The sequence below is a fragment of the Aureimonas sp. AU40 genome (assembly GCF_001463785.1).
Lineage (GTDB): Bacteria > Pseudomonadota > Alphaproteobacteria > Rhizobiales > Rhizobiaceae > Aureimonas.
The window spans coordinates 1-22829 of the sequence record NZ_BBWL01000010.1 but is presented as its reverse complement, the minus strand read 5'-3'; the positions used below and the strand labels follow the sequence as shown (position 1 = coordinate 22829).

21 protein-coding genes and 1 pseudogene are annotated in these 22829 nt (G+C 67.3%); 13 read left to right on the top strand and 9 right to left on the bottom strand.

Going from position 1 to position 22829, the window contains the following annotated elements; translation table 11 throughout:
- The first annotated feature begins 139 nt into the window (after positions 1-139).
- From AUL32_RS03750 to AUL32_RS03735, 4 genes are all read left to right on the top strand, one after another.
- Entirely contained in the window at positions 140-1477 is a 1338-nt protein-coding gene (locus tag AUL32_RS03750) for an extracellular solute-binding protein (RefSeq protein WP_061975040.1), read from the top strand.
- 73 nt (positions 1478-1550) lie between these two features.
- Positions 1551-2444 (top strand): carbohydrate ABC transporter permease, encoded by an 894-nt coding sequence (locus AUL32_RS03745; protein WP_061975038.1) that lies wholly within the window; start codon positions 1551-1553, stop codon positions 2442-2444.
- 10 nt (positions 2445-2454) lie between these two features.
- Positions 2455-3342: an ABC transporter permease subunit gene (locus AUL32_RS03740; protein WP_062111886.1), complete on the top strand. Its 888-nt coding sequence runs from the start codon at positions 2455-2457 to the stop codon at positions 3340-3342.
- 10 nt (positions 3343-3352) lie between these two features.
- On the top strand, positions 3353-4459 hold the full coding sequence (locus tag AUL32_RS03735; protein ID WP_062111884.1) for a sn-glycerol-3-phosphate import ATP-binding protein UgpC: 1107 nt from the start codon (positions 3353-3355) through the stop codon (positions 4457-4459).
- A gap of 99 nt (positions 4460-4558) precedes the next feature.
- Here AUL32_RS03735 and AUL32_RS03730 read toward each other — a convergent pair whose 3' ends face one another.
- Entirely contained in the window at positions 4559-5452 is an 894-nt protein-coding gene (locus AUL32_RS03730; protein ID WP_156421311.1) for a LysR family transcriptional regulator, read from the bottom strand.
- Positions 5453-5562: 110 nt separating this feature from the next.
- Here AUL32_RS03730 and AUL32_RS03725 point away from each other — a divergent pair, with 110 nt between their 5' ends.
- Positions 5563-6504, top strand: a complete 942-nt coding sequence (locus AUL32_RS03725; RefSeq protein WP_062111882.1) for a ring-cleaving dioxygenase — start codon at positions 5563-5565, stop codon at positions 6502-6504.
- 68 nt (positions 6505-6572) lie between these two features.
- Complete coding sequence (locus tag AUL32_RS03720) at positions 6573-7202, top strand: alpha/beta hydrolase (protein WP_062111880.1); 630 nt, start codon at positions 6573-6575, stop codon at positions 7200-7202.
- Between the two features lie 18 nt (positions 7203-7220).
- On the opposite strand, the gene AUL32_RS03715 is transcribed toward AUL32_RS03720, so the two are convergent.
- The 5 genes from AUL32_RS03715 to AUL32_RS03695 all read right to left on the bottom strand — a co-directional run bounded on the left by AUL32_RS03715 (position 7221) and on the right by AUL32_RS03695 (position 12555).
- Positions 7221-8468: a Gfo/Idh/MocA family protein gene (locus AUL32_RS03715; protein ID WP_061975028.1), complete on the bottom strand. Its 1248-nt coding sequence runs from the start codon at positions 8466-8468 to the stop codon at positions 7221-7223.
- A gap of 74 nt (positions 8469-8542) precedes the next feature.
- Complete coding sequence (locus tag AUL32_RS03710; protein ID WP_062111878.1) at positions 8543-9376, bottom strand: sugar phosphate isomerase/epimerase family protein; 834 nt, start codon at positions 9374-9376, stop codon at positions 8543-8545.
- On the bottom strand, positions 9373-10542 hold the full coding sequence (locus AUL32_RS03705) for a dihydrodipicolinate synthase family protein (RefSeq protein WP_062111876.1): 1170 nt from the start codon (positions 10540-10542) through the stop codon (positions 9373-9375). Before AUL32_RS03705 ends, AUL32_RS03710 begins: the two co-directional genes overlap by 4 nt.
- An 11-nt stretch (positions 10543-10553) precedes the next feature.
- Positions 10554-11714, bottom strand: a complete 1161-nt coding sequence (locus AUL32_RS03700; protein WP_062111873.1) for a Gfo/Idh/MocA family protein — start codon at positions 11712-11714, stop codon at positions 10554-10556.
- 151 nt (positions 11715-11865) lie between these two features.
- Positions 11866-12555 carry a TetR/AcrR family transcriptional regulator gene (locus tag AUL32_RS03695; RefSeq protein WP_062111872.1) on the bottom strand — a complete coding sequence of 230 codons (690 nt, stop codon included), beginning with the start codon at positions 12553-12555 and terminating at the stop codon, positions 11866-11868.
- A gap of 120 nt (positions 12556-12675) precedes the next feature.
- Between AUL32_RS03695 and AUL32_RS03690 the strand changes: the two genes are divergently transcribed.
- Genes AUL32_RS03690 through AUL32_RS03670 form a run of 5 tightly spaced genes read left to right on the top strand, consistent with a single transcriptional unit; the run spans position 12676 to position 18007 of the window.
- Positions 12676-13962, top strand: a complete 1287-nt coding sequence (locus AUL32_RS03690) for an ABC transporter substrate-binding protein (RefSeq protein ID WP_062111870.1) — start codon at positions 12676-12678, stop codon at positions 13960-13962.
- Between the two features lie 3 nt (positions 13963-13965).
- Positions 13966-14922, top strand: coding sequence for a carbohydrate ABC transporter permease (locus AUL32_RS03685; RefSeq protein WP_062111868.1), 957 nt, complete (start codon positions 13966-13968; stop codon positions 14920-14922).
- On the top strand, positions 14912-15784 hold the full coding sequence (locus AUL32_RS03680) for a carbohydrate ABC transporter permease (protein ID WP_062111866.1): 873 nt from the start codon (positions 14912-14914) through the stop codon (positions 15782-15784). The genes AUL32_RS03685 and AUL32_RS03680 overlap by 11 nt, the downstream gene beginning before the upstream one ends.
- A 14-nt stretch (positions 15785-15798) precedes the next feature.
- Positions 15799-16908 (top strand): Gfo/Idh/MocA family protein, encoded by a 1110-nt coding sequence (locus AUL32_RS03675; protein ID WP_062112099.1) that lies wholly within the window; start codon positions 15799-15801, stop codon positions 16906-16908.
- A 22-nt stretch (positions 16909-16930) separates the two neighbouring features.
- Positions 16931-18007, top strand: a complete 1077-nt coding sequence (locus AUL32_RS03670; RefSeq protein ID WP_062111864.1) for an ABC transporter ATP-binding protein — start codon at positions 16931-16933, stop codon at positions 18005-18007.
- Between the two features lie 57 nt (positions 18008-18064).
- Here AUL32_RS03670 and AUL32_RS03665 read toward each other — a convergent pair whose 3' ends face one another.
- From AUL32_RS03665 to AUL32_RS03660, 3 genes are all read right to left on the bottom strand, one after another.
- Positions 18065-20743, bottom strand: coding sequence for a bifunctional acetate--CoA ligase family protein/GNAT family N-acetyltransferase (locus tag AUL32_RS03665; protein ID WP_062111862.1), 2679 nt, complete (start codon positions 20741-20743; stop codon positions 18065-18067).
- 99 nt (positions 20744-20842) lie between these two features.
- Positions 20843-20995, bottom strand: coding sequence for a hypothetical protein (locus AUL32_RS24980; RefSeq protein WP_156421310.1), 153 nt, complete (start codon positions 20993-20995; stop codon positions 20843-20845).
- Positions 20996-21037: 42 nt separating this feature from the next.
- Entirely contained in the window at positions 21038-21385 is a 348-nt protein-coding gene (locus tag AUL32_RS03660; protein WP_062111860.1) for a cupin domain-containing protein, read from the bottom strand.
- 263 nt (positions 21386-21648) lie between these two features.
- Between AUL32_RS03660 and AUL32_RS03655 the strand changes: the two genes are divergently transcribed.
- Both AUL32_RS03655 and AUL32_RS03650 read left to right on the top strand, forming a co-directional pair.
- Positions 21649-22305: a cytochrome c3 family protein gene (locus AUL32_RS03655; protein WP_062111858.1), complete on the top strand. Its 657-nt coding sequence runs from the start codon at positions 21649-21651 to the stop codon at positions 22303-22305.
- A pseudogene (locus tag AUL32_RS03650) lies at positions 22302-22829 on the top strand (4Fe-4S dicluster domain-containing protein); the annotation flags it as partial. The gene AUL32_RS03655 and the pseudogene AUL32_RS03650, both read left to right, overlap by 4 nt.

Below are 22829 nucleotides of genomic sequence, written 5' to 3'. Positions count from 1 at the left end.
ATGTGAAACAAAACCGCGAATGTCTGTTTCACGGACCGTCATCCAAACTTCATTGTACTCGCCGTCCACCATTACCTAGTAGAGCGCCGCGACGAACAACAAGAGTTCGGCAACAATTTTTCGGATCGATGGGGCTAAGATGCTGACGAAAATCTTCGGCGCGGCGAGCGCGCTTGCGCTTTTGGCAGGTCTGTCGGGCACGGCGCAGGCCGCCCCGGTCAAGTTCGAGTTCTGGCACGGCCTTTCCGGCGATCTCGGCGAGCGGGTGCAGGAAGCTTGCACCAAGTTCAACGCCTCGCAGACGGACTACGAGATCAACTGCGTCAGCCAGGGCGCCTACGACACCAACCTGCAGAACACGATCGCCGCCTATCGCGCCAAGAAGCACCCGGCGATCACCCAGGTCTACGACGCCGGCACGCTCGACCTCATGATGTCGAACGCCTTCGTCCCCGCCAAGAAGCTGATGGCCGACAGCGGCTACAAGATCGACTGGGACAACTACTTCCCGGGCATTGCCAACTACTTCGCCACGGCGAAGGGCGAGCTGCAGTCCTTCCCCTTCAATTCCTCCACCGCCGTCTTCTACTACAATGCCGATGCCTTCAAAAAGGCCGGTATCACGGACGCGCCGAAGACCTGGGAACAGGTCGCGACTGACGCCCGCAAGCTGAAGGACGCGGGCTTCGAATGCCCGATGGCCATCAATTTCGACCCTTGGTTCTCGCTGGACCAGTTCTCCGCCATCCACAACCAGCCGATCGCCACCCAGGCCAACGGCTATAAGGGCCTCGACGCGGAAGTCGTCTTCAACAAGACGAAGGTCGTGGACGAGATCAAGTTCTGGAAGAAGCAGGCGGACGAGAAGCTTTTCGTCGTGAAGACCAAGGCGCTCGGCATGGACCCGATCCCGGCCTTCTCGTCGCAGACCTGCCAGATGGCCATGAGCTCGATCGCCGATCACGGCACGGTCGGCAAGACCATTCCCGCCGGCGTCGAGTGGCATGTCGCCATGTTGCCGGTCTTCGAGGGCACCGAGCGCCAGAAGTCGCTCGTCGGCGGCGCCTCGCTCTGGGTCATGAAGGATCGCCCCGAGGCCGAATACAAGGGTGCGGCCGCCTTCCTGAACTTCATCGCCCAGCCCGACATGGTGGAATGGTGGTCCACGGTCACCGGCTACATTCCGGTGACGAAGACCGGCTTCCAGGCGATGAAGGCCAACGGCTTCTACGACAAGCCGCAGTTCAAGGGCCGCGAACTCGCGATCGAGAGCCTCAGCTTCACCGAGCCCTCCGACAACACGCGCGGCATCCGCCTCGGCAACTACACGCAGATCCGCAAGGAGTTCTCGACCGCGCTGGAGGCGATCTTCATGCAGAACGCCGACGTCCAGACGAGCCTCGACGAAGCCGCCGCGCGCTCCAACACGCTGCTGCGCCGCTTCGAGAAGACCTATGCCGGCCAGACGCTGAACTGAGCCGACCTGCCTTCAACCCGCGCCGCCGGTCTCCATCAGGGGCCGGCGGCGCGCCTCATAGCGGATGTCTCCCATGAAGCGCGTCGTCTTCAAGAGCCGCTGGGTTCCGGCCGTCGCCGCCCTACCGCAGCTCCTGCTCATCTTCCTTTTCTTCTACTGGCCGGCCGTCTCGGTCATGAACTGGGCCTTCACGCTGGAGCCGGCCTTCGGCGGCGCGGGCGAGCGCATCTTCGTCGGCTGGGAGAACTTCACCTCCGTCTTCGCCGACACCCAATATTGGAACTCGGTGCGCGTCAGCCTGATCTTCGCCTGTTCCAGCACTTTCATCACGCTCGCCCTCGCCCTGGTCCTGGCGCTCGCCGTGGACCGGCAGCTCAAGGGCTCGAAGTTCTTCCGCTTCTTCTACATCTGGCCCTATGCCCTGGCCGGACCGGCGGTCGGCACCGCCTTTCTCTTCATCCTCTCGCCCGAGCGCGGGCTGATGGCGATCGTCAACGCGGCGCATCCCGACTTTTGGAACCCGGCGAAATACGGCAGCCACGCGATGATCCTGATCATCACCTGCTTCGTTTGGAAATGGGTCGGCTACTGCTTCATCTTCCTTCTAGCGGGCCTTCAATCGATCCCGCGCTCGCTGACCGAGGCCGCCGCCATGGATGGGTCCGGCCCGCTGCGCCGCGCCATCGACATCCAGATCCCGATGCTGACGCCGACGCTGTTCCTTCTCCTGATCCTGATCGCGACGGAAAGCTTCGTCGGCAAGGACACCTACGGCATCGTCGACCGCACCACCTATGGCGGTCCCAACAACGCCACCAACGTCATGGTCTTCAACATCGTGGCGAAAGCCTTCGAAGGGCTCGACTATTCCGGCGCTGCTGCGCAGAGCCTCATGGTCATCGCCATCATCATGGTCTTCACCTTCGTCCAGTTCCGCTTCGTCGAGCGGCGCGTGCATTATCGCTGAGGGGCTGGCCGTGATCGAGAAAACCCCCTTCGCCAACATCGTCACCTACGCGATCCTGCTCGTCGCGCTGACCCTGGTGCTCGTTCCCTTCTGGATCGTGATCTGCGCCTCCACGCAGTCGGTCGCCCAGGTCAACGCCGTCCCCTTCAGCTTCGTGCCGGGCGGCGAGATGCTGAAGAACTACGCCGCCGCCTGGCAGCGCGCCGATCTCGGCCTGGCCCTCTTCAACAGCTTCGTCATGGCGGGGCTGGTGACGTCAGGCAAGATCGCGGTGTCGGCGCTCAGCGCCTTCGCCATCGTCTATTTCCGCTCGCGCTGGGGCATGGTCTTCTTCTGGCTCGTCTTCATGACGCTGATGCTGCCGCTCGAAGTGCGCGTCGTGCCGACCTACAACATCGCCGCCGACGCCTTCCAGCCCTTCCGCCTCCTGATCCAGACGCTGACCGGCATCGAGGTCGGCATCGACTGGAACCTCCTCAACACCTATTCCGGCCTCACCCTGCCGCTGGTCGCCACCGCCACGGGCACGTTCCTGTTCCGCCAGTTCTTCATGACCGTGCCGGACGAGCTGGCGGAGGCGGCGCGCATGGACGGGTCCGGCCCCTGGCGCTTCTTCGTCGATATCCTCCTGCCGCTGTCGCGCACCAACATGCTGGCGCTCGCCACCATCCTCTTCGCCGACACGTGGAACCAGTATCTCTGGCCGCGTCTGATGGTGACCGACCCCTCCTACTCCACGGCCATGACGGCGCTGCGCGCGCTGCGCCCCTCCGAGAACGGGCTGCCGGACTGGAACGTCACCAATGCGGGCGCGCTGATCATCGTGCTTCCGCCGCTCATCGTCGTCGCCGTGCTGCAACGCTGGTTCGTGCGCGGCCTCATCGCAACCGAGAAATAAGGAGGGGGCCATGGCGCAGATCGACATTCGGAACCTTCGGAAATCCTATGGCGGCGCCAAGGCGACGCTGCACGGCATCGACATCGCCTTCGCCTCCGGCGAGTTCGTGGTGATCCTCGGGCCTTCGGGCTGCGGCAAGTCCACGCTGCTGCGCATGATCGCAGGGCTGGAAGACATCACGGGCGGCGAGATCGCCATCGACGGGCGCGTCGTCAACAAGCTGGAGCCGCGCGAGCGCGGCTGCGCCATGGTGTTCCAGAACTACGCGCTCTACCCCCACATGTCCGTGGCCGAGAATATCGGCTACGCGCTGAAGGTCGCTGGCGTACCCAAGGCGGAGCGCGAGCGGAGAGTGCGCGAGACGGCGGCGGTGGTCGGCCTTGCCGAGTTTCTCGACCGCAAGCCTGCGCAGCTTTCGGGCGGCCAGCGCCAGCGCGTCGCCATGGGCCGCGCCATCGTGCGCGAGCCCAGCGTCTTCCTGTTCGACGAGCCGCTGTCCAATCTCGACGCCAAGCTGCGCGTCACCATGCGCGCCGAAATCCGCAAGCTGCACCGACGCCTTTCGGCCACCTCGATTTTCGTCACGCACGATCAGGTCGAGGCCATGACGCTGGCCGACCGGCTGGTGGTGATGAATGCCGGCCATGTCGAGCAGGTCGGCACGCCGGCCGAGATCTACGAGCGGCCCGCAACGCGCTTCGTGGCGAGCTTCATCGGCTCGCCGCCTATGACGCTCCTGTCCGGCGAGCTCGAGGCCGACGACGCCATCCGCCTCAAGGACGGCCACCGCATCACGCTTCCCGTCGGCTCGCGCGTCGGCCTCGGCTCGCGGCGCGTCGAGATCGGCATCCGCCCCGAACACGCTATCCTGACGCGGGTCGGTGCGCCCGGCAGCGCCGAGGCGGTGGTGGACTTCATCGAAGAGCTCGGCGCCTCGCGCGTCGTCTATGCCGAACTCGGCGGCACGCTCTTCGCCGTCACGGTGACAGACGCCATGCCCATCGGCAGCGGCGACCGGATCGGCCTGCAACTGCCGGCCGATCGGCTCCATGCCTTCGACGCCGAAACCGGCCTGCGGCTGGATCTCCATCGCGAACGCGTGCCGGAGCCGGTCTGAGCCGGGCGGCGACGGCGGGTGTCAGGGCCTGTCCGGACGCTCGGGAACACTTTTGCTGTTCGCGCGGCACGGAGCGCGAGGCTCGGCGTGGCCGCGCTTTCAGGCGGGCTCGCCCTTGCTCTCGCCCTCGATCAAGGGCCTCTCGTGCGCCACGCCCTCGGCCAGATGGTCGAGCAGCGCGCGCACGCGCGGCACTTGGCGCAGGTCCGCGTGGGTGAGCAGCCAGAGATCGGTGGCGAAACGCTCGTCCGGTTCCGCCAGCCGCCTGAGGCCCGTGCGGCGATCGCCGACGAAGCAGGGGAGATAGCCGACGCCGAGGCCTGCCTCCACCGCCTCGGCCATGCCGAGAACGGAATTGACGCGGTAGCCGACGCCCTCCGCCCCCGCTTCGCTCATGACATGGCGCACCACGCGCATGCCGCCCATGGCATCGCCCAGCGTCACCCAGCGGCGCGGCCCCTCCCCCTCCTCACCCGCGCCGTAGAGCGCCCAGGCGATGCGCGCCGCCTTACGGCCCACGAGGTTGGGCGGCGGGTTGTCGGTCGCGCGGATCGCGACGTCGGCGTCCCGCTTCGACAGGTTCAGCGCGGAATTGCCGAGCGCGATGTCGAGCCGCACGGCCGGGCAGGCCGCAAGGAAGCTCGCGAAGATCGGCGTCAGGAGATGAACCAGCAGCGAGTCGTTGGTGGTCACCCGCACCTCGCCGGAGGGCAGCGGCTCGCGCCCGGCCAGCCGCACCGCGACGGCATCGACCTCCTCGCCCATCCGCACCGCCAGCGCGGCGATCTCCTCGCCCGCCACGGTCGGCGCCAACTGCGCCTTGTTGCGCTCGAACAGGGCGCAGCCGAGCGCCGTCTCGATCGAGCGCAGCCGGCGGAACACGGTGGAATGGGCCGTGCCCAGCTTCTCGGCGGCCGCGGGCAGCGTGCGCGTTTCCGCCACGGCTCGGATCAGCCGAAAGTCGTCCCAACTCAATGTCTCGAACCCGGCCAAGACCCTGCTCCGCAATCTCATCATTGCATTAACGCAATGGACAGAGGGGTTATAGCCGAAAATCACTGCGACTATGTTTCAGCCAAGACATCAAGCCTTGGAGATCCATCATGAGCCAGCACGGTATCCATCACGTCACGGCCATCGCCGGCCCGGCCAGCCGCAATGTCGGCTTCTATACGCGCACGCTCGGCCTGCGGCTGGTGAAACGCACGGTGAATTTCGACGATCCCGGCACGTGGCACCTCTACTATGGGGACGAGGCCGGCGCGCCGGGCACGATCCTCACCTTCTTTCCGTGGGAGCACGCTGCGCCCGGGCGGCTTGGCGTCGGCGAAACGCAGGAGACCGTCTTCCGCGTGCCGGAAGGCGCGATCGGCTATTGGACGCATCGCTTCCTGGAAAAGGGCGTGGCCTTCGATCCGATCGACAAGCGCTTCGGCGAGACGGTGCTCGCGTTCCGTGATCCCGACGGGATGCGTCTGGCGCTGGTTGCCGTTCCCGGGGCGGAGGCCGAGCCGGGCTGGAGCGCGGGTGAGGTGCCGGCCGAGCATGCCATTCGTGGCTTCCACTCCGTCAGCCTCCTCCTCGAGGAGGCGGCGCCCACCGGCGCCGTGCTGACCGATGTGCTCGGCTTTGCGCAAGGCGCGACGGAGGGCTCGGTGACGCGCTTCCAGGTGCCGGGCACGGCCATGGGCGGCATCGTGGACATTCGCCCCGTCGGCGGTTTCCTGAAGCCCCGCCCGGGCGCGGGCACGGTGCATCACGTCGCGTTTCGCGCGGCGGACGACGCCGAGGAAGCGGCGATGGCGCAGAAGCTGCGGGAGAACCATCGCATCGCGACGACCGAGCAGAAGGACCGCAACTACTTCCGCTCGATCTACTTCCGCGAGCCCGGCCACGTTCTGTTCGAGATCGCGACCGACCAGCCCGGCTTCGCCGTGGACGAAGCGCCCGCCGCCCTCGGCCAGGCGCTGAAACTGCCGGACTTTCTGGAAGGCCACCGCTCGCGCATCGAAGGGCTGCTGCCTTCGCTCGGCGAGCCGGCCTGAGACCCACACCTACCCGGGGCGCCTAGAGGCGCCCCGGCATCCCCTCCTCTCCCCTTCGGAGCCCCGCCATGGACCTTCCCAGCAACGATCTCTCGATGATCCACCGCTTCTCTCCGGCGAGCGCGGAAGGGCTGGCTCCCCTGCTCCTCCTGCATGGCACGGGCGGGGACGAGACCGATCTCCTGCCGCTCGGCGGGCTCCTGTCGCCGGGCGCGGCGCTGCTGTCGCCGCGCGGGCGCATCCTGGAAAACGGTATGCCGCGCTTCTTCCGCCGACTGGCCGAGGGCGTGTTCGACGAGGCGGACCTCCAGCTGCGGGCGCACGAACTCGGCGCCTTCGTCGAGGAAGCGCGCGAGCATCACGGCTTGGACCGGCCGATCGCGGTGGGCTTCTCCAACGGCGCCAATATCGCGAGCGCGCTGATGATGCTGGCGCCCGAGACCCTGGCCGGTGCCGTCCTGATCCGCGCCATGGTGCCCTTTGCCGAACCGCCGGAATTCGACCTCAAGGGCAAGCCCGTGCTGCTCCTGTCCGGCGGCATGGACCCGATCGTGCCTGCCGAGAACGCCGCGCGCCTCGCCCGCCAGTTCCAGGCCGGCGGCGCCACGCTGACACACGAGACCCTGCCGACCGGCCACGGGCTCGGCCAGATGGACCTCGCCATCGCGCGGGAATGGCTGGCCGCGTCCTTCGCCTGAGAAAGGCCGGCTGCCGCCCTATCGCGTCAGTTCCGGCGACAACGGCTGGATCGCGACCGCGCCGCCGGCGCGCGAGCTTTCCAGCGCGGCCAGGCCGCAGAGCACCGACATGGCGCCGGCGCGCGATCCCGCGCGCTGGCGCAGCCGGTCGTTGGAGCCCGGCTTGAAGATCATGTCGCGCATCCGGTTGTCGCCGCCGTAATGGCCGCCCGGCTCGTGCGGCACCCAGATCCGCTCCGTGCCGCCGCCGAAGCTCTTCATCACCACGATCTCGTCCGCCGGCGGCACGCTCCAGGGCTGGCGCTCGTATTGGCGCAGTTCGATCCGGCCGCGATGGCCGTTGAAGGCGATGTGGTGCCCCTCGATCGGCATGTAGGTGTTGAGCGAATAGGAGACCTGAACCCCGCTGCGATAGCGAATTGCCGCCGTCATCGTGTCGGGAATGTCGATTTCCTCGCGAAACACGCAGGCATCCCGGACATAGCCATCGACGCCGGACGGCTCTTCGTAGAGCGCGTCGAGAAACGGATCGGCCGACAGGTCGAAATAATAGTCGCACTCGCTCTTGTGCGGGCAGGTGCGGCAGCGCTCGCCCCGGAAGGGGCCGTTGCGCCCGTAGTGCAGAAGCTGGCCGAAGCCCTTCACCTCCACCGGATCGGAATCGAGATACCAGTTCAGAAGGTCGAAATGGTGGGTCGCCTTGTGGACGAAGAGCGAGCCGGAATGTTTCGTGAAGGCGTGCCAACGGCGGAAGTAGTCGGCGCCATGCTGGTTGTCGAGATACCAGTGGAAGTCGACGGAGGTCACCTCCCCGATCGCCCCTTCCTCGATCAGCTCCTTGATCCGCGCCGAGGTCGGAGAGAAGCGGTAGTTGAAGGACACGTCCACCCGCCGGCCGGTGCGCGCCTCCGCTTCGCGGATACGGGCGACCTTTTCGGGCGTCGTGGTCATCGGCTTTTCGCTGATGACATCGGCACCGCTTTCCAGGGCCCGGACGATCAGGTCGTCATGCGTGTCATCCGGCGTGCAGACCACGACAAGCGCCGGCTTCAGCTCCGCCAGCATGGCGTCGAAATCGGCATAGAGCGGCGCGTCCGAGCCGATCATCGCCCGCGCCCGCTCGGCCCGCATCAGGTTGAGATCGCAGATGCCGACGAGATCGACGAACTCGCTCCAACCCGCCAGAAGCTCGCGCCCCCACATGGTGGTGCCGCGATTGCCGGTGCCGACCAGCGCATAGCGGATACGTTTGATACCCTGTGCCATCACCCCTCCCGTCCGCTTTCGGCGGATCGACGTTTCCGAAGGGCCGGCGGCGTCCCGCCCGGCCTCTTCGCCTGTCAGCAAACCGCGCGGAAGCGCTCCACGCAGGTCGCCAGAACCTCGTCCACCGGCCGCGCGCCCCAATGGTGCGAGAAGATCTCCACCTCCTGCGGCCCGCGGAACCCCGCCGCCTCGATCAGCGCGCGGAAGCGCTTGAGGTCGATCACCCCGTCGCCCATCATTCCACGATCGTTGAGCGGGTCCTTGGTCGGCACCAGCCAGTCGCAGATGTGATGGGCGAGAATTTGCCCGTTCCGCCCGGCACGCGCGATCTGCGCGTCCAAGTCCGGGTCCCACCAGACATGGTAGACGTCGATCGCGACGCCCACGCCTTTGCCCAGCGTATCGGTGAGGTCGAGCGCCTGTTTCAGCGTGTTGATGCAGGCGCGGTCGGCGGCGTAGCTGGGATGCAGCGGCTCGATCGCCAGCGGCACGCCGGCCGCTCGGGCATAGGGCAGAAGCTCGGCCATGCCCTCCGCCACCATGGCGCGCGCGCCCGGCAGATCGCGCGAGCCCGCCGGCAAGCCGCCGACCACCAGGACGAGACAGGCCGCGCCGAGCGCTGCCGCCTCGTCCACCGCGCGCTTGTTGGCGTCGATCGCCGCGCGCCGCCCCGCTTCGTCGGCGGCGGGAAAGAACCCGCCCCGGCAATGGCCGGACACGCGCAGGCCGTTGTCGCGCACGATCCGCGCCGCCTCACCAAGCCCCGCCGCCTCCACATGCTCGCGCCAGGGCGAGATGGCGGTGATACCGTGGCGAAGGCAGGCGTCGACGATCTCGCCGAACGAGCCGCCCTGGCGCACGGTCGCGAAATTGATGGAAAGCCCTTCGACGCTCGCGTTGACGCTCATTGGGCCACGCCCCGCACCGCCAGAAAATGCCCCATGCGCCGTGCCGCCTCGTCCGGGTCGGCCAGCCCATTGGCCTTGTCGGCCAAGCGAAACAGTTCAGTGAAATGCAGGGTCGAGCGCGCGCTCTCCTGCCCGCCCACCATGGTGAAATGGTCTTGCAGTCCATTCAGCCAGGCGAGAAACACGACGCCCGTCTTGTAGAAGCGCGTCGGCGCTCGGAAGATGTGGCGCGACAGGGCGACGGTCGGCTCCAGAATGTCGTGGAACTCGTTCGTGCTGCCGCGCTCCAAGCTCGCCAGCGCGGCCGACGCGGCCGGAGCGATGGCGTCGAAAATGCCGAGCAGCGCGTCGGAATGGCCGTGCTCATCGCCGGCGATCAATTCGGCATAGTTGAAGTCGTCGCCCGTATACATGCGCACGCCCGCCGGCAGCCGGCGGCGCATGGCGATCTCCTTCTCTTTCGACAGGAGCGAGATCTTGATGCCGTCGATCTTCGCCGCGTTCGCCTCGATCATCTGGAGGCAGGTGTCCATCGCGGCGGCGTGGTCGGCCGCGCCCCAGTAGCCGTCCAACGCCGGATCGAACATCTCGCCCAGCCAATGGATGATGACGGGTCGGCGCGCGCCCGACAGCACGCGGCCATAGACGTCGAGATAATCGTCCGGCCCCTTGGCGCCGGCGGCGAGCGCCCGGCTCGCCATGAGGATGACGCGCCCGCCCTCGCCTTCCACGAAGCCGACCTGCTCCTCGTAGGCCGAGACGATGTCGTCGAGCGACAGGCCGGGCCGGGGAGAGAGGTGATCGGTGCCCGCGCCGCAGGCGATGAGAGCGTCGTCGCGCGTGCGCGCCTCCCGCAAGGAGCGGCGGATCAGCTCTTGCGCCTGCGGCCAGCCGAGGCCCATGCCGCGTTGCGCCGTGTCCATCGCCTCCGCCACGCCGAGGCCGAGATCCCAGAGCCGGTGGCGGAAGCGCAGGGTGGCATCCCAATCGATCGCCGGCTCCAGCCAAGGATCGGACTCACCGAGCGCATCGGCCACGACATGCGCCGCCGCATAGGCGACGCGGTTGAAATCCTGCGACCGGCGGCGCTCGGGCGCGATGGGCGTGCCGGTCAGGCGATAAGTCTCGACCTTGCGCGCGGCGGTCGGAAGGCGAATCTGCGTCATGTCTCGAGTCCTCACGCCGCCAGGGAGCGCGCGCCCAGCGAGGGCACGTCGAGCCAGCGGCGCTCGCGCCAGGATTGCAGCCCGAGCTCGGCCAGCTGCACGCCCTTCACACCCTCCATCAGCCCATAGGGCCAGGGGCCGTCCTCCGCGATATGGCGGATGAACTGCTCCCACTGCGCCTTGAAGCCGTTGTCGTAGCTGATGTTGTCGGGCACCTCGTCCCAGGTGCGATAGAAGTCGATCCCCTGCGGTTGGTCAGGGTTCCAGACGGGCTTGGGCGTGTTGACGCGGTGCTGCGTCCAGCATTTCGTCAGTCCCGCGACGGCCGAGCCGTGGGTGCCGTCCACCTGAAAGGTGACGAGATCGTCGCGCCGCACGCGCACCGCCCAGGACGAGTTGATCTGCGCGATGACACCGCCTTCCAGCTCGAACGTGGCATAGGCCGCGTCGTCGGCATCGGCCGCGTAGGGCTGTCCGCGCTCGTCCACCCGCCGCGGAATGTGCGTGGCGCCGAGGCAGGAGACGGCCCGCACCTCGCCGAACAGATTGTCGAGCACGTAGCGCCAGTGGCAGAGCATGTCGAGAATGATGCCGCCGCCGTCCTTCGAGCGGTAGTTCCAGGACGGGCGCTGGGCCGGCTGCCAGTCACCCTCGAAGACCCAGTAGCCGAACTCGCCGCGCACCGAGAGGATCTGGCCGAAGAAGCCGGCATCACGCAGCATGGCCAGCTTGCGAAGACCGGGCAGGAAGAGCTTGTCCTGCACCACGCCATGCTTGACGCCCGAGCGCCGGGCGAGGTCCGCCACCTCCATCGCCTCGGCCATCGTGTCGGCGATCGGCTTCTCGCAATAGACGTTCTTGCCCGCCTTGATCGCCTTGGTCAGCAGCTGTCCGCGCATCTGTGTCGTGCCCGCGTCGAAGAACAGCGTATCGTCCGGCTTGGCGAGCGCGGCGTCGAGATCGGTGGTCCAGCGCTCGATGCCGTGGCGGCGCGCGATCTCCTCGATCTTGGCGCCGTTGCGCCCGACCAGGATCGGGTCGAGTATCACCTTCTCGCCGCTCGAAAGCGTCACGCCCCCTTGGGCCCGGATCGCCACCACCGAGCGAACCAGATGCTGGTTGTAGCCCATGCGCCCGGTGACGCCGTGCATGATCACGCCGATACGTTTCATCCGATGTCCTCCCCACGCGGCCCTCCCGGCCGCCGGTCTGTCGCACTCACGAATGGAGCACTTGTAACCGTTTGGTTATTTGTGAGGATGGTTCGGCCGTCTTGTCAACCGCCTTCGAAAGCGACCTCTCGTTTTTGCAGCGCAACCAAGGTTAGATGCGAACGGAGGCCAGGACCGTTGCCACGATATGCTCGCCCCAGTCCTCCAGCTCGCCGCGCGCCTGCAGGTCGCGCCGGAAGATGGTCGAGAGCGTGTAGCGGTTGGAGAGGTAGAAGAAGCCGAGCGAGGCGATGGTGAGATAGACTTTCACCGGATCGAGCGCCGGCTTGAAGACGCCCTTTTCCGCGCCGCGCCGCAGCACATCGGCAAGCTCGCTGAGAAAATTGGAGTGCATCTCGGCAATGCCCGGCGCCTGCCGGAGATAGCGGGCGTGGTTGAGATTCTCGGTGGCGAGAATGCTCAGGAATTCCGGGTGGTCGAGATAATAGTGCCAGGTGAAAAGCGCGAGTTCGGCCAGCCCCTCCTCCGGCTCGCGGCGCGCGAGATCGAGTCTCCTCTCGGCCTGCCGGATGTGATGGTAGGTCTCTTCCAGGACGGCGAGGTAGAGCGCGTCCTTGTCGCCGAAATAGTGATAGATCATCCGCTTGTTGGTGCCGGCCCGGCGGGCCACGACATCCACCCGCGCCCCGGCCAGCCCCTTCTCCGCGATCTCGCGCCGCGCCGCCTCCAGGATCGCGGCCCGCGTGCGCTCGGGGTTGCGGGTCGGGCGCTCCGCTCCGGCCTTCGAAGGCGGCGCGCCCTCACCCTCAACTTCGGCGTGTTCCAGGGATGGATCGTCCATTCCCCCTCCTGCTTGACAAGGTCCGGGATCAATGGTCACTCTTGTAACCAAACGGTTATAAATCGGCAACCAGCCGATCGTCGCCCCGCTTGGGAGAGCGGGTTTCTCGGGAGGAATGCGATGACGTTTTCGGTGACGCGGCGGAGCCTTTTGCAAGGCGGCGCGGCTGCCCTGGCCCTCGGCACGCTGGGCGGCGGGCGGGCCTTCGCACAGGCCCAGCGCCTCCGCTTCCTCTGGTGGGGCAGCCAGGAGCGGGCGGATCGGACACAGGCGGCGATCTCGGCCTACAAGGGCGTGGCGCCGCAGACCGACATCGTGGGCGAGTTCGCCGGCTGGTCCGACTACTGGCCGCGTCTCGCCACCCAGGTCGCGGGCCGCAACGCGCCCGATCTCATCCAGATGGATTACCGCTACATCTTCGAATATGCGCGGCGCGGCGCGCTCATGCCGATGGACGACCAGATCGGCAAGGCGCTGAAGATCGAGGATTTCGGCCAGGCCAATATCGATTCCGGCCGCGTGGACGGCAAGCTCTACGGCATCAATCTCGGCGTCAATTCCTCGGCCATGGTCTACGACCCGGCGGTCTGGGAAAAGGCCAAGACCGAGCCACCCAAAGCGGGCATGACCTGGGAGGAGCTCGGCGAACGCGCGGCCGCCTTCGCCAAGAACCGCGCCCGCCCCGGCATCTTCGCGCTGGCGGACGCCGGCGGCGTGGAGCCGAGCTTTGAGCTTTGGCTGCGCCAGAACGGCAAGTCGCTCTACACCGCCGAGGGGGCGCTGGGCTACGAGCCGGCCGACGCTGAGAAATGGTTCGCGCTCTGGGCCGACCTGCGCGAGCGCAAGGCCTGCGTGCCGGCCGACATCCAGGCGCTGGACCAGCTCAATATCGAGACCAACGCCATCACCACCGGCAAGGCGGCCACCGCCTTCATGCATTCCAACCAGTTCGTGGGCTATCAGAAGCTGAACAAGGGCAAGCTGGCGCTGGCGCCCTATCCCCGCGTTTCGGCCGGGGCGCCGTCGGGCCACTACCTCAAGCCCTCCATGCTCATCAGCCTTTCGGCCAACGCGCCGGCCGAGCCCGCGCTCGCCTTCGCCAATTTCCTGGTGGCGAGTCCCGAGGGCGTCAAGGCGCTGGGAACCGAGCGCGGCGTGCCGGCGTCCGAATCCATGCGCGCGCTGCTGACCCCGCAGCTTGCCGACGTGGAAAAGGCGATGGTGGACTATATCGCCCTCATCACCCCCGATGTCGGCCCGCTGCCGCCCTCGCCGCCGCCGGGCGCGGGCGAGGTCGCCTTCGTGCAGAAGCGCATCAACGAGGAGGTCGGCTTCGGCCGCAAGACGGCCAAGCAGGCCGGCGAGGATCTCGTCAAGGAAGCGAGCGCCATTCTCAAGCGAGGCTGAGCCATGAGCATCCACACCGAGGTCGCGGGGCTGCCGAGCGCGAAGGCGCCGGCGGTCAGCGCGCCCGGCGCGGCGCGACGCTCCTGGGCGCGCAACGGGCCGGCCTATCTCTTTCTCCTGCCCTGGCTGATCGGCTTCTTCGGCCTGACGCTCGGGCCGGCCCTCGCCTCGCTCTATCTCTCCTTCACCGAATACGATCTGATCCGCTCGCCCAACTGGGTCGGCGCGGCCAACTACGTGCGCATCGCGACGGCCGATCCGAAATTCGCCTCGGCCATGTCGGTGACCTTTCTCTATGTCGCCCTCTCGGTTCCACTGAAGCTCGCCTTCGCGCTTCTCGTGGCGCTGGCCTTCAACCGGGGTCTGAGGGCACTGCCGGTCTATCGCGCGATCTTCTACCTGCCCTCGCTTCTGGGCTCCTCGGTCGCCATCGCGGTTCTCTGGCGCCAGCTCTTCGCTTCCGACGGGCTCGTCAACATGGCGCTCTGGCAGTTCTTCGGGATCGAAGGGCCGAGCTGGATCTCGAATCCCGACTATTCGCTCTATACCCTGGTCGTGCTGGCCGTCTGGCAGTTCGGCTCGCCGATGATCATCTTCCTCGCCGGCCTGCGGCAGATCCCGGCCGACATGTACGAGGCCGCCGAGATCGACGGCGCCTCCAAGGCGCGTCAGTTCTTCCGTATCACGCTGCCGCTGCTGACCCCGGTGATCTTCTTCAACGCGGTGATCCAGACGATCGACGCCTTCAAGGCCTTCACGCCGGCCTTCATCATCTCGGAAGGCACGGGCGGCCCGATCAATTCGACCCTCTTCTACACGCTCTATCTCTATCAGGAGGCCTTCGGATTCCTGCGCATGGGCTATGCCTCGGCGCTCGCCTGGATCCTCGTCGTGATCGTCGCCGCCTTCACCGCCTTCTCGTTCCTGTCGGCTCGCTATTGGGTGCATTATGACGACTGAGGCCCTGCCCCCGCCCCGGCGCCACGGCCATCGCTCCCCGGTTCGCTCCGTCCTCACCCACGCGGCGCTGATCGCCGCCTCGCTCCTGATGCTCTACCCCATCCTCTGGATGATCTCGGGCTCGGTGCGGCCGGAGGAGGAAATCTTCGGCACGTCGTCGCTGATCCCCTCGGCGGTGGACTTTTCCGCCTATGTCCGGGGCTGGACGGGGCTGCAGGTGAGCTTCGGCCGGTTCTTCTGGAACTCGCTGACCATCTCGGTGCTGGCGACGATCGGCAATGTGCTGGGCTGCTCGCTGGCCGCCTTCGCCTTCGCGCGGCTGCGCTTTGCCGGGCGCAACTTCTGGTTCGCGCTGATGCTGGGCACGCTCATGCTGCCCTATCACGTCGTGCTCATTCCCCAGTACATCATGTTCCTGGAAATGGGCTGGGTAAACACGCCGCTGCCGCTCATCGTGCCGAAATACCTCGCGACCGACGCGTTCTTCATCTTCCTCATGGTGCAGTTCTTTCGCGGCATCCCGCGCGAGCTGGACGAGGCGGCGATCATGGACGGCTGCTCGCCCTGGCGCATCTATCTCCGCATCATGCTGCCGCTCTCGCTGCCGGTTCTGGCGACGGCGGCGATCTTCTCCTTCATCTGGACGTGGGACGATTTCTTCGGCCCACTGATCTACCTCAACGACATCGACACCTACACGGTGCAGCTCGGCCTGCGCTCCTTCGTGGATTCCACCGGCTCGTCGGACTGGAGTTCGCTCTTCGCCATGTCGAACCTCTCCCTCCTGCCGGTCTTCCTGTTCTTCCTCTTCTTCCAGCGCCTCCTGATCGAGGGCATCGCCACGACCGGCATGAAGCGCTGATGGACCCTGACCCGATGAACGTCACGCTCCCCGCCCAAGCCATCGCCACGCCCACCCGGCGCCTTCGCGTCGCCGTGGTCGGTTGCGGCATCGGCCGCTCGCATATCGTCGAAGGCTACCAGCCGGCGCCCGAATGCTTCGATCTCGCCGCGCTCTGCGATCTCGACCCGGCCCGCCTCGCCTCGGTGGGCGAGGAGTTCGGCGTTCGCGATCGCGTAACTGATTTCGACGCGCTACTGGGGCGGGACGACATCGACGTGATCGACATCTGCACGCCGCCCGGTCTGCACAAGTCGATGATCCTGAAGGCTCTGGCGGCCGGCAAGCATGTGGTCTGCGAGAAGCCGCTGGTCGGCTCCCTCAAGGAGGTGGACGAGATCATCGAGGCCGAGGCGCGGGCGCGCGGGCGGCTCATGCCGATCTTCCAGTATCGTTTCGGCGACGGCGCCATGCAGGCGCGGCGCATCATCGACGCGGGTCTTGCCGGCAAGCCCTATGTCGGCGTCGCCGAAACCTTCTGGAAGCGCACCGCCGAGTATTACGACAATCCCTGGCGCGGGCGCTGGAAGACCGAGCTCGGCGGCGTCCTGATGACCCACGCCATCCACATCCACGATCTCGCGACCTTCCTGTTCGGCCCGATCGACCGTGTCTTCGCGCGTACGGCGACGCGTGTGAACGCGATCGAGGTGGAGGATTGCGTCTCGGCCTCCTGGCGCATGCAGAGCGGCGCGTTCCTCTCCTCCACCGCGACGCTCGGCAGCCAGGACGAGATCAGCCGGCTGCGCCTCCATTTCGAGAACGTCACTATCGAGAGCACGCACGAGCCCTATTCGCCCGGCGACGGGCCTTGGACGATCCTGCCGGCGAACGACGAGGTGGCTGCGGCGATCGAGGAGGCGTTGAGCGATTTCGAGCCGGTCGGCCGCCGGTTCCGGGGCCAGATGGCCGCCTTCCACAAGGCGCTGATGGCGGGCGAGCCGCCGCCGGTGACGAGTCGAGACGCCCGGCGCTCGCTGGAACTCGTGACCGCCGTCTATGCCTCGGCGGATTCAGGCACCGACATCGAACTGCCGATCGGGCCAGACCATCCGAAATACGCGAGCTGGCAGCCGCAGGACTGAACGACAATCGGGAGAGTGCGCCATGGCGACCAGCATCCAGCTCGGCGGCGTCGAGAAGACCTATGGCGGCCTTCGGGTCATCCACGGCATCGACCTTGCGATAGACCCCGGGGACTTCACCGTCTTCGTCGGCCCCTCCGGCTGCGGCAAGTCCACGCTTCTGCGCATGATCGCGGGGCTGGAGGAGATTTCGGGCGGCGATCTCCTGATCGACGGCGCCCGCATGAACGACGTGCCGGCCTCCAAGCGCGGCATCGCCATGGTGTTCCAATCCTACGCGCTCTACCCGCATATGAGCGTCTACAAGAACCTCGCCTTCGGTCTGGAAACGGCGGGCATGAAGAAGCCGGAGATCGAGCGCCGCGTGAAGGAGGCGGCCGATGTCCTGCAGATCGGCCCGCTGCTTCAGCGCAAGCCGAGGGCCCTGTCGGGCGGCCAGAGGCAGCGCGTCGCCATCGGCCGCGCCATCGTGCGCGAGCCCAAGATCTTTCTGTTCGACGAGCCGCTGTCCAATCTCGACGCGGAGCTGCGCGTGCAGATGCGCGTGGAGCTGACGCGGCTGCACCAGCAGCTCGGCAACACGATGATCTACGTCACGCACGACCAGGTCGAGGCCATGACCATGGCCGACAAGATCGTGGTGCTGAAGGAAGGCCGCGTCATGCAAGCGGGCCGGCCGCTCGATCTTTACAACCACCCGGCCAACCGCTTCGTCGCCGGCTTCATCGGCTCGCCGAAGATGAACTTCCTCAAGGCGCGCATGGCCGAGGGCGACCCGTCGCGGCGCACGATCGACATCGGCGGATTGCGGGTCGAGTTCGAGCGGCCGCTGGAGGCGCGCGCCGACGAGGAGCTGACCTTCGGCGTGCGGCCCGAGCATCTGCGGGCCGGAGAGGCGCGCGCCGGGCTCGGCGAAGCCTCGGTCCAGCTGGTCGAGCATCTCGGCGGCTCCACGGTGGTCTACACCAGCACCAAAAGCGGCGAAGCGACAACGGTGCTGCTCGACGGCCAGCAGCCGATCCGCCCCGGCGAGACCATCCCGCTCGGCTTCGATCCGGCTCAGGCGCATCTCTTCGGGGCCGACGGTCGGCGGGTCTGATCCCTGCTGTTCCCGCCCGGTGACCGGCCTATCTATCGCTGGGCGCGATAAGTGTGCCTATCGCCCTCGGCGATAGGCTGACATGTCCACCTCGACCCGGCGCAGCGCAACGTCTTCGGGATGGCGGCTTTGGACGAAGCCGAGATCTTCGGCCATGGCGAGCATGGCGCGGTTCTCGGCCAGGACCTCGCCATAGACGCGGGCGAGGCCCCGCCGGCTGGCATGGTCGAGGATCGTCTCCATCAGGAGCCAGCCAAGCCCCCGGCCCTTCTGGTCGGAGCGCACCATGATGCCGAACTCGGCTTTTTCCTCATCCGGGTCCGACACGATTCGGGCGACACCCAGGATGTCGCCATGCGGCTCGCCCGCCCTTGTGGCCACGAAGGCCATCTCGCGGCGATAGTCGATCTGCGTCAGCCGGGCGGCGAAGGCATGGCCGATCCGCTTCATCGGCGCGAAGAAGCGCAGGCGCACGTCCTCGGAGTCGGATCGCGCGATCATTTCCACGATGCCCGGCTCGTCCTCGGGGCGGATCGGGCGCAGGAAGAAGCTCGACCCGGAGCGGGAATGGGCGACCTGCTCCAACTCGTTGGGATAGGGCCGGATGGCAAAGCGCGAACGCGGCTCGCCGGACGCGGCGCGCAGGACGACGCGCGCGTCGAGCGCGATGACGCCGGCCTCGTCCGCCAGAAGCGGATTGATGTCGAGTTCGGCGATCTCGTCGAAATCGGCGATCATCTGCGAGAGCTTGACGAGCGTCGCGGCCACGGCGTCCGTATCGGCGGGGGGCCGGTCTCGATAGCCCTTCAGAAGGCGCGAAACGCGCGTGCGGCCGATCATGTCGTGGGCCAGCGGCAGGTTCAGCGGCGGCAGGCCGATGGCGCGGTCGGCGATCACCTCCACCGCCGTTCCGCCCCGGCCGAACAGGAGCACGGGGCCGAACACCGCGTCGGTGTCGACGCCGAGGATCAGCTCATGCGCGCGCGGGCGCTGGATCATGGCCTGCACCGTGAAGCCCTCGATACGCGCGTCGGCGCGGCGCTCGGCCACGAGTTTGAGCATATGCGCCGCCGCCTCGCGCACCATTTCGGGGCTGTCGAGTTCCAGCCGGACGCCGCCGACATCCGACTTGTGACTGATGTCCGGCGAAAGGATCTTCAGCGCCACGGGGTAGCCGATCGCCTCCGACACGCGCGCCGCCTCCTCCGGGCTGCGGGCGATCCGGGTCTGCGCCACGGGGATGCCGTAGGCGGCCAGCAGCGCCTTGGCCTCCGGCTCCGTCAAGACGGCGCGCCCCTCTTCTGCAGCACGGGCTAGAATGGCCCGCGCCGCCTCCCCGTCCGCCACGCCCGGCTGAATGGCCGGGGGCGTTTGCATCAGAAGCTCCTGGTTGCGGCGATAGTCCACGAGCTGCATGAAGGCGCGCACGGATTCGTCAGGCGTCTGGTAGGTCGGCATGCCCCGCGCGGCGAAGAGACGGCGCGATTCCCGCGCCGCGCGCTCCCCCAGCCAGCAGGTCAGCACCGCAGCGCCGCGCCGCTGCGCGGCGCTGGCCACCGTGGCGCGCGCGGCCTCCAGCCCGTCCGCCACGGCCTGCGGGCAGTGCATCACCAGCACGGCGTCCTGCGCGGGGTCTTCGAGAAGCGCGTCGAGCGAGCGGCCGTAGAGCGCCCCAGGCGCGTCGCCCAGAATGTCCACCGGATTGGCATGCGACCAGTCGCGCGGCAGCATCGCCTCCAGCCGCTCCATCGTCTCGGCCGACAGCGCCGCGAGCTGTCCGCCGGCTTCGCTGAGCGTGTCGGCCGCCAGCACGCCGGCCCCGCCGCCATTGGTGAGAATGGCGAGCCGGTTGCCCTTGGGTCGAATGCCGGAAGCGAGGGTGCCCACCGCCTCGAAGAGCTCGCGCAGCGAGCCGACGCGCAACATGCCGGCGCGGCGGAAGGCCGCGTCATAGACCGCGTCGCGCCCCGCCAGCGCCCCGGTATGCGAGGCGGCTGCCTTGGCGCCCGCGCCCGAGCGACCCGCCTTGATGACCACCACCGGCTTGGTGCGCGCCGCGATGCGCGCGGCGGTCATGAACTTTTGCGCGTTCGTGATGCTTTCGACGTAAAGGAGGATGGCGCGGGTCTTGGTGTCGAGCGCGAGATAGTCGAGGAGATCGCCGATATCGACATCGCTCATGTCGCCGATGGAGACGACATGCGAGAAGCCGATCTCGCGCACGTCGGCCCAGTCGAGCACGGCCGTGGCGATGGCGCCGGACTGGCTGACGAAGGCGAGATCCCCTGCGCGCGGCGTGAGATGAGCAAAGCTCGCGTTGACGCCGATGCCGGGCGAGATGATGCCGATGCAGTTCGGCCCGACGATGCGCAGGAGATGCGGCCGCGCGGCCTCGAGGAGGGCCTGACGCAGGCCCTTGTCGGCAAAGCCGGTCGAGATCACCACCGCCGCGCGGCAGCCGCGCTCTCCAAGCTCCGAGATCAGGCCCGGCACGCTCAGTGCGGGCGTCGCGATTACGGCGAGATCGGGCACTTCGGGAAGCTCGGCGACGGAGCGGAAGTTCACCGAGGAGCGGATCGCCCGCTCGTGCGGGTTCACCGGCATCACCGGCCCGGCGAAGCCCGAGCCGAAGAGATTGCGCGCCAGAACCGCGCCGACCGAGCCTTCCCGGTTGCTCGCGCCGATCAGCGCGATGGCCTTGGGTTCGAACACGGCGTCGAGATTGCGGATGGTCATGCTCGTCCTCGTTCACGGCGCCTGCCTTTGGCCCCGACCCTCGTTTCAGCACGGGGCCAGGCGGCGGGCCTTGATCGCGATCAAGGTCCGCCCGCTCATTCAACGCGTGATGATGCCGAAGAAAAGCCCCCCGAAGAGGATGAAGGCGGCCAGCACCACCATGAGGCGCGTCATGCCCAGCGCTTCGCTGCCGCCAAAAAGCAGGCGCCAGATCCGCAGAAGCGGGTCGGATTGGCCGTTTTGACTATCCATTCTGTCGAATTTCCCATGAGGTGAAAGCGGTTTCGGGCGGTGTCAGGACGGCTTAGGCGCCGTGCCGGCTTTCAGCGCCGGCGGGCTTGTGGCTTCGATCGCGGTGAAGCGCTCCAGGATACGATAGGTGTGCTCGGCGCCTTTTGGCACCAACCAGGAATCGCCGGGCTCCAGCGGGATCGTCTCGCCGTTCACCAGCAGTTCGGCCCGGCCGGACAGGACATAGCCGACCGTCTCGTAGTCGTTGGTCCGGAGCGGCTTGTCCTCGTTCGGCTCCTCGTCCTTCCACATGCGCATCGACAAGCTCTCGCCCGCCGCCAGACGGATTTCGCCGTCGTCTCCCTGCGGCGCACTGTCGCCGGCTCGCGTCTTCAGTTGAGTCTTGCTCATCGCATCCGTCCCGATTGCTGTTTGCGATCAACGGCGCCCGCCGCGCGCCGTTCCGGCCGGTCTTGCGACTACCCGGTTGCAAACGAGCGGAAGGGCTAGCCGACACGCTTTCGTGAACTAGACTTTAGAACGGTTCGAGCGGGGTGGCTTGAAGGGGACGCGGCATGGCGGGACGGGAAGCGGGACTGCGCCGGGCGCGAGATCGAGCAGCCGTGCTGAGGGAAGTGCCGTGCCGGCGCGCCCGATAGCCCGCCCCGCAGCGCATGGCCCAGATCTTCTCTCCCGGCGCGACGACGATCGCCCGCCTCGCGCTGGTGGCGATCCCCGTCCTCCCGGTCGTGTCAATCCTCCTGGCCTACACGCTGATGAACTCCAACCACGTGACGGGCCAGTCGCTGACGCTGCACCAGAACCCACCTTTCAGCCATGAGCATCACGTGCGCGAACTCGGCATCGGCTGCGCCATGTGCCACTCGCAGGTGGAAAAGACCGCCTTTGCCGGCATGCCCAAGACCGAGGTCTGCATGAGTTGCCATTCGCAGATCTGGACAGGGGCCGAGATGCTGGCGCCGGTGCGCCGCAGCTTGGCGGAGAACAAGCCGTTGGTCTGGCAGCGCGTTCACAACCTGCCGGACTATGTCTATTTCGACCACAGCGTCCATGTCACCAATGGCGTCGGCTGCTCCTCCTGCCATGGCGACGTGCCGACCATGCCGCTGATGCGCCAGGCCGCGCCGCTGACCATGGGCTGGTGCCTCGACTGCCATAAGGCGCCCGAGCACCAGTTGCGGCCGCAGGATCGCATCTACGATTTCGAATGGACCCCGCCAGCCGACCAGGAGGCGCGCGGCCGCGCGCTGATCGCCGAGCATGGCATCGACGTGAAACATCTCACCGACTGCTCGGTATGCCACCGATGAGCGGCCCCTTCGATCTCGCCCCGCTCAATCGCCGCGACGCTTTGCGCCTTCTGGCCGGGGGCATGGCTGCGACGCTCGCCGGCTGCAAGCCCGCCGCACAGATCGTTCCGGCCGTCGCCGGCCCCGGCGGCTGGGCGGACGGATTGCCCGTCGGCGAGCCGCTGCGCTTCGCCACCGCCCTGCCCCTCGGCGGCTATGGGCGCGGCGTGCTCGCGACCTCCGTGGACGGTCGGCCGATCAAGATATCCGGCAACGAGCGGCATCCGGCGAGCCTGGGGGCCACCGACATTTTCAGCGAAGCCGACGTGCTCGGCCTCTACGACCCCGATCGCTCGCAGACCGCCTTGAAGCAAGGGCAGATCGCGCCTCTGGACGGGCTCTTGGCGGAGCTCGCGCCGCGCCTCGACGCGCTGCGAGCCAGTGGCGGCGCGGGTCTTGCGATCCTCACCGGCCGGATCACCTCGCCGACGCTCCTGCGCCAGATGGCGGCGCTGCAGGCGGGTTTTCCCGCCATGGCGCATTAC

Excerpts from the sequence above, each read along its gene's own strand:
- AUL32_RS03750 (WP_061975040.1), top strand. The coding sequence starts at position 140 with ATGCTGACGAAAATCTTCGGCGCGGCGAGCGCGCTTGCGCTTTTGGCA.
- AUL32_RS03745 (WP_061975038.1), top strand. The coding sequence starts at position 1,551 with ATGAAGCGCGTCGTCTTCAAGAGCCGCTGGGTTCCGGCCGTCGCCGCC.
- AUL32_RS03735 (WP_062111884.1), top strand. The coding sequence starts at position 3,353 with ATGGCGCAGATCGACATTCGGAACCTTCGGAAATCCTATGGCGGCGCC.
- AUL32_RS03725 (WP_062111882.1), top strand. The coding sequence starts at position 5,563 with ATGAGCCAGCACGGTATCCATCACGTCACGGCCATCGCCGGCCCGGCC.
- AUL32_RS03720 (WP_062111880.1), top strand. The coding sequence starts at position 6,573 with ATGGACCTTCCCAGCAACGATCTCTCGATGATCCACCGCTTCTCTCCG.
- AUL32_RS03715 (WP_061975028.1), bottom strand. The coding sequence starts at position 8,468 with ATGGCACAGGGTATCAAACGTATCCGCTATGCGCTGGTCGGCACCGGC.
- AUL32_RS03710 (WP_062111878.1), bottom strand. The coding sequence starts at position 9,376 with ATGAGCGTCAACGCGAGCGTCGAAGGGCTTTCCATCAATTTCGCGACC.
- AUL32_RS03705 (WP_062111876.1), bottom strand. The coding sequence starts at position 10,542 with ATGACGCAGATTCGCCTTCCGACCGCCGCGCGCAAGGTCGAGACTTAT.
- AUL32_RS03700 (WP_062111873.1), bottom strand. The coding sequence starts at position 11,714 with ATGAAACGTATCGGCGTGATCATGCACGGCGTCACCGGGCGCATGGGC.
- AUL32_RS03695 (WP_062111872.1), bottom strand. The coding sequence starts at position 12,555 with ATGGACGATCCATCCCTGGAACACGCCGAAGTTGAGGGTGAGGGCGCG.
- AUL32_RS03690 (WP_062111870.1), top strand. The coding sequence starts at position 12,676 with ATGACGTTTTCGGTGACGCGGCGGAGCCTTTTGCAAGGCGGCGCGGCT.
- AUL32_RS03685 (WP_062111868.1), top strand. The coding sequence starts at position 13,966 with ATGAGCATCCACACCGAGGTCGCGGGGCTGCCGAGCGCGAAGGCGCCG.
- AUL32_RS03680 (WP_062111866.1), top strand. The coding sequence starts at position 14,912 with ATGACGACTGAGGCCCTGCCCCCGCCCCGGCGCCACGGCCATCGCTCC.
- AUL32_RS03675 (WP_062112099.1), top strand. The coding sequence starts at position 15,799 with ATGAACGTCACGCTCCCCGCCCAAGCCATCGCCACGCCCACCCGGCGC.
- AUL32_RS03670 (WP_062111864.1), top strand. The coding sequence starts at position 16,931 with ATGGCGACCAGCATCCAGCTCGGCGGCGTCGAGAAGACCTATGGCGGC.
- AUL32_RS03665 (WP_062111862.1), bottom strand. The coding sequence starts at position 20,743 with ATGACCATCCGCAATCTCGACGCCGTGTTCGAACCCAAGGCCATCGCG.
- AUL32_RS24980 (WP_156421310.1), bottom strand. The coding sequence starts at position 20,995 with ATGGATAGTCAAAACGGCCAATCCGACCCGCTTCTGCGGATCTGGCGC.
- AUL32_RS03660 (WP_062111860.1), bottom strand. The coding sequence starts at position 21,385 with ATGAGCAAGACTCAACTGAAGACGCGAGCCGGCGACAGTGCGCCGCAG.
- AUL32_RS03655 (WP_062111858.1), top strand. The coding sequence starts at position 21,649 with ATGGCCCAGATCTTCTCTCCCGGCGCGACGACGATCGCCCGCCTCGCG.